General features: G+C 36.1%; 2 protein-coding genes. One reads left to right on the top strand and one right to left on the bottom strand.

The genetic code is table 11. From position 1 onward, the window contains the following. Positions 1–225 precede the first annotated feature (225 nt). Entirely contained in the window at positions 226–2,226 is a 2,001-nt protein-coding gene (locus MUW74_RS03390) for a hypothetical protein (RefSeq protein ID WP_243517657.1), read from the bottom strand. Positions 2,227–2,853: 627 nt separating this feature from the next. On the opposite strand from MUW74_RS03390, the gene MUW74_RS03385 reads away from it, so the two are divergent. Continuing rightward, a complete protein-coding gene (locus MUW74_RS03385) occupies positions 2,854–4,905 on the top strand; it encodes a hypothetical protein (RefSeq protein ID WP_243517653.1) in 2,052 nt (683 codons plus the stop codon). The last annotated feature ends 271 nt before the right edge of the window (positions 4,906–5,176 follow it).

Here is a 5,176-nt window from a genome sequence, read left to right as displayed (position 1 = left end):
AGGGTTAAGCTAAGTCAACGTATCTGTTCATGACACTGGTAAAAAATGAATTTTTGAAAGCTACTTTTTTATCAAGAAAAAAGTAACAATAAAGATCCATTTTTTACCAATGTCATGAACAGATACTTTTTTATTTCAGCTGTAAAGGGCTCTTGCCCATCAGAACTATTTTACAAGGGGCATTTTTTGCAGTTCTGCAAGAGTAGTGAATGCCTACATTTTAGGTTAGGCAGCCTCGACTGCATGGAGATTGGGTAAAAATAGTGCCTTATCACTCTTCTCCATACCCTCTTCTTGACCTTCTTGGTTGGTATCTAATTTGATGTCTGTTAAAGTTGCTGGTTTACAAAAGAGTGGTTTACTCAAGCAGGAGGCTTCTGCATTTTTCTTCACAGGTTTCATACCAAACCTACCCAGCATACCTCCATTGATCGAAGCCAAAAGTTGATAATGGCAACAATAGACTAGATGTTTATAGACTGGACTATTCTTTGCATCTAAAAGTGGATAGTATGCGCGAATAATCTTTGAATCAATCCAAGAACTCAACATACCAGTTCTATCTTTGCCACTTTTACAACTAATGCCCATATTTTCCCCCAATAGTATCTTACATAGCGCATAATTTGCAGCAAGATTGGCAAAGTAATTATCGCTTGTATTGGTATTTTGTTTCCATAAATTTGTTAAGTTCAATTGCTTAGCAGCTTCTTGTAACTTTGTTAATGCCTTACCATACTTCTTCCTTTTTTGATCTTCTAATTCTTTCTTTTGATCAAGATTTTGGTTAAAAGCTGGTAGATGATTGGGTAGCTTATCCACTAAGTGTTTAAAGATAGGTGTGGTTGATAGCTCATTGATGGAGAAATTCATAAATTGATCATAACCTACTGTCTGGAGTGTATCTTCTACAATCTTTTTTTCACTCAATTTCTTAAGAAGTGGTATATCCTGCCCCCCCATATTCCGATTTAAGGATAGCCATACTATACCGTTGGCTGCTTGCTGGACTTGTTCCCAATTCTGTTGAGTAATTTCAAGGTCCGCCTTTATAGATGCATCATCTTTGCGTGGATTAGGTGAAGCCAATGATCCGCTGTGGTAATAATGGCCCAATAGGATCTTGTTATTATTTTGATCATAACTCCAAACATTTTTTCGATATGCATTTCTACATCCTATAATATCTCGAAGCTGGGTTGGAACATAGTGTTGATCATCTAAAAATTTATCTACATAGCTATTAAATAACATTTTTTCAAATTCCTCTAAACGGTTAAACCAGTGTTCGGATGCTCTGTTTCGTATTTTTTCTTTCTGTTTTTCTATTAGTGGGAAATTTTTTTTATCCTCCAAGGCAAATTTTTGGTCTTTTATATGAAATGTAGTAGTAACATCATAGTGTGTATCTTCTAATCCAACATAATTTTCTGCTAATCTTAGTTTTTTGTTTATAGCCTCTAGAGGGACTGTTGGAAATACATGTTTCTTTAAGAAAGCTACAACCTCATAGTTTATCTTTTTTATTGTCTTTATCCAATGGTTTTCTTCTTCTTCTTTTGCGTTTTTTTCATAATCATAATAAGGGACAAATTTATCATAATAACTAAGTAAACTACGGGCATCCTTTGCAATTGCTGGCATATTTTTTCCATATAATAGGCATATTTTCTCTGCAGCACGATATATGTTGAGCGCTATAACAACGTAATCTTCTAGGGCGTATAGGCTATTACAATTTTTTCCTACTACCCGTTCTAATTTATCCCCTGAAAGATGCCATGTAATATTTCTGCTCTTATCTGCTTTGTTACGCATGGCTTCGATTTCTTCTTTAAAAGAAAAACCTGCATCAGTATCTACGGAAGTAGGTGAAGGTGATATCGTTTGTGTAGGTATACTCTTAGACTCATCATTAGATTCATAACCAGAGTCATAACCAGAGCCGTTGTCAGTGCCAGGCTGATACCTATCATAACTAGGATTATGATTAGGTTTATACTTATAAGGCTCATTATCCATATCATCAATACCATAAGCATTATGATTAAGTTGGGGCTCAAATTCAGGAATAGACAAATGATTCTTTTTTATTGTATTATCTGTTTCCTTGGAGCATGCTTTAGCAGTAGGTATAAGTGCACCACCTTTAGCATGCCTGCATTTGCCGGCTTGTAAAGATAATAGGAGAGAGAGTACAACAATAGTATGTTTAGTATAAGTCATCCTTTAAAAATAAAGAAAAGGCAATGAATAAGAAAATATGAAATTATTAAGACCCTGTATTTTAGTGATTTTTATTATTAAATCAAATGATACTGTATACAGTGTAAGATTTTTTATGTATGATTATGAATAATAGTAGCGTGCGTTTGTCTTTTCATTTTTTTTTAGTAACATTAAGAATAGGCTTGTAGCAGCGAATGTTATCGTGATAGCAAAAGTTAGCAAAATGATCATACTTTGGGCTTTTTTGCATGGCCTAAATAGTGCTTGATTCTTTTATAGCTTTTATCTAGCAAGCTATTAATTTGCGTTATTTTTGCTTGGCGTATAGCCATTAACAAGCCATTGATGATGATCGGTTACATAGTAATCGCCTTTCTTTTATAGAAAGTCAACCATCTATCTATTACTTTTAAGTTAAGTATAGGCTATTCTTGCACCGTAATGCTTTTTTCAAGTGGTTCGAACAATTACCCTTGATTAGCCAAAACTTTAGTGCTTTAGGTGAAGTATTCAAAATCTATCTGTTTGCATTTTGCTTAATCTAGAGCCTAGTTTTCTTTAGATACTTTTTATAGCCTATAGCGGTACTCTTGCTTAGGAGCTTACAAAAATAATAAAAAACATATGAAAAAGCAAAAAACAATTATGGCCAATAAGTTGAATAACATTACATCAATTCGTAAAGGATTTATCAGTCCAAGTTTTATTTTTTCAGCCACTTATATTTTATTTAGCGGCAAAGCCTGTCCTAGCTTCTATAATAGCAATAGTAGTGCTAGTAGTGCAACAACAGATCAGATAAACCATTCGGTCGTCTCAGCAGCAAATAATCTAGGAAATAAAGTTAATGATCCTAATGGTCTACCACCTAAAGATGATGCATTAGAAACAAATGCGTTTAAAAAGCTAGATAAAGCTGAACTTTATGCATTAGGCGTTACATCTTTGTCAGGTCAGGCAACACTACTAGACCTACATCTAGGTGATGCTTCATGTGGTGTTTTTGTAGTACCTGAAACCGAAGAAAGGCTTCTTGTTAAGCTTCCATCCCAAGACGGATGGACTGCTCTTTCTGAGCAAGATGAGGTGTCAGGTAAGTTGTATATGCGCTATGATACTGTTTCCGATTCCCGTATGATAAAGATGGATCCTGCTTTATTTGCGTTATTATCCAGCCAATTAAGTCAATCCACCCATAGTACGCTTCATAGTAATGTAGCATTTTGCTATAAGCCACCTCTTGGCGACAAACCTATCTTTGCAGAAGATGGCATAACATCCTCTACGATGTTTAAGAAAGATCTATATAAAAAGTTTAATATCTCTTCTACCGGTGACCTAACCTTGGCTAGCAGCAGGCTATCGATTACAGGCAGTGTATCTCCTGATAAACTTCAAGGCCTTAAACAGGTAGGTTTCTTATTAGTTAGAGACGACAATAGCCTGGCTAATTTGGTTAAAGCTATGTTAGCAACTGACCCAACATGGCTGGCCAAAGCAGCGGTAGCAGAGACAAAAGAATACATAATCTGCCCTGCCTCACTGGTTGGCAATGAATTAAAAGCTGATGCCTTTGATTTAGATATAAAATCACAAGATAAGGATAAAAGTTTACGCTTAGAAGGTTATGCATCAGTCTATTGCTACCTTAACTATGGAAGCTATTATCGTCTAATCAAATTAGACAATTTAAAATTATCTATAACGAAAGATACACAACAGTTCTATCAGCCATTTTATTCTTATACCGCTATGCCTACTCCTGCTATAGTGCCATCACAACCACCAGTTTCCAAAGAAGCGAATGGGTCTACAAAAGAGGTGAATAAATCTAAAGATGAAACTGATGGTGATCCGCAGGTTGTAAATGGTGAGCCTAATCCAATAATCAATGAACCAGTAGTAGTCGAATCTAATCAGGTTAATGGGGCAAATAAAACCATTCTACCTCTTCTAAATCCAGCACCCAGCTCTGGTCAGACTTTGTTACCCTTTTCACCACCTCCACTTACACCCACTAGTAGAAATTTTCTTGAGGCTCAAAACAGTGTAGGGGCTAGTTTGACCAATAATAACAATAATTCGGTCACTCATACTAGTGAGTCATCTACAACAGGTACAGCGCAATTTCGACAAGAATCAGTTTCACTTCCCTCATTGTCGATGACTAGGAGTAATGGATCACCTGTACCAACACCACCACCGCCGCCACCGCTACCGTTCATCTCGAATACAAATACAGTTAGTCCACTACTTCAGCCTATGCAATCACGGCCCGAAGTTGGAATGAACAATAGTAATCTATCTAAAGAAGCTAATGTAGGTGAAGCAGGCAATCATATAATATCCAAGGATGAAATTAAAGAAAAGCTTAAGCAGCTTAAGACACTTGAAAAGCTACCTAATGTAAATGAGCAACCACTAGTAGGCAAAACTGACAATAACAATAATCATTCTGGCCTTCATTATGACTTGTTAAAGCAAATCCAAGAAGGTATAAAGTTGAAAAATGCTCAAGATCGTCCATTAAGTCCGAAAAGCTCGCATAAACCGGCTTCGTTGCCTGAAATTTTGGCAAAATTACTTCAAGATAGGTCTCAGCAAATGACTGGCAACCATGATAATAGTGAAGATGAAGGTCAGTCAAGTTCTGATTCCGATGGTGAATGGGACTAGTGAATCGCAGGACTCTAAATATGTCTTCCATCCTATAGCTATTTATAGCTATTAGACCTCTTGAAAAACCTATTTTTGATGAGCCATTTTTAATGAAAAGCGTAATCGAGTACCTCGAGCGTACGTAATCTATTTTAGGTAGGCATACAAACAAGTGTCGACACCCAAATTGCCATTAGAAATAGGTTTTCTTAAGAGGTCTATTGTTATTTTACTGCCTGTCAGGTTATACCTAAACTACTACACAAGTTTGTTTCCGTTCACCACTATG

The organism is Candidatus Cardinium sp. cBcalN2, assembly GCF_022810445.1.
Taxonomy (GTDB): domain Bacteria; phylum Bacteroidota; class Bacteroidia; order Cytophagales; family Amoebophilaceae; genus Cardinium.
The sequence above is the reverse complement of the archived record's forward strand: the minus strand, read 5'-3'. Positions and strand labels throughout refer to the sequence as shown.

What these genes read in the sequence shown, in the direction of transcription:
- MUW74_RS03385 (WP_243517653.1), top strand. Translation starts at nt 2,854, where the DNA reads ATGAAAAAGCAAAAAACAATTATGGCCAATAAGTTGAATAACATTACA.
- MUW74_RS03390 (WP_243517657.1), bottom strand. Translation starts at nt 2,226, where the DNA reads ATGACTTATACTAAACATACTATTGTTGTACTCTCTCTCCTATTATCT.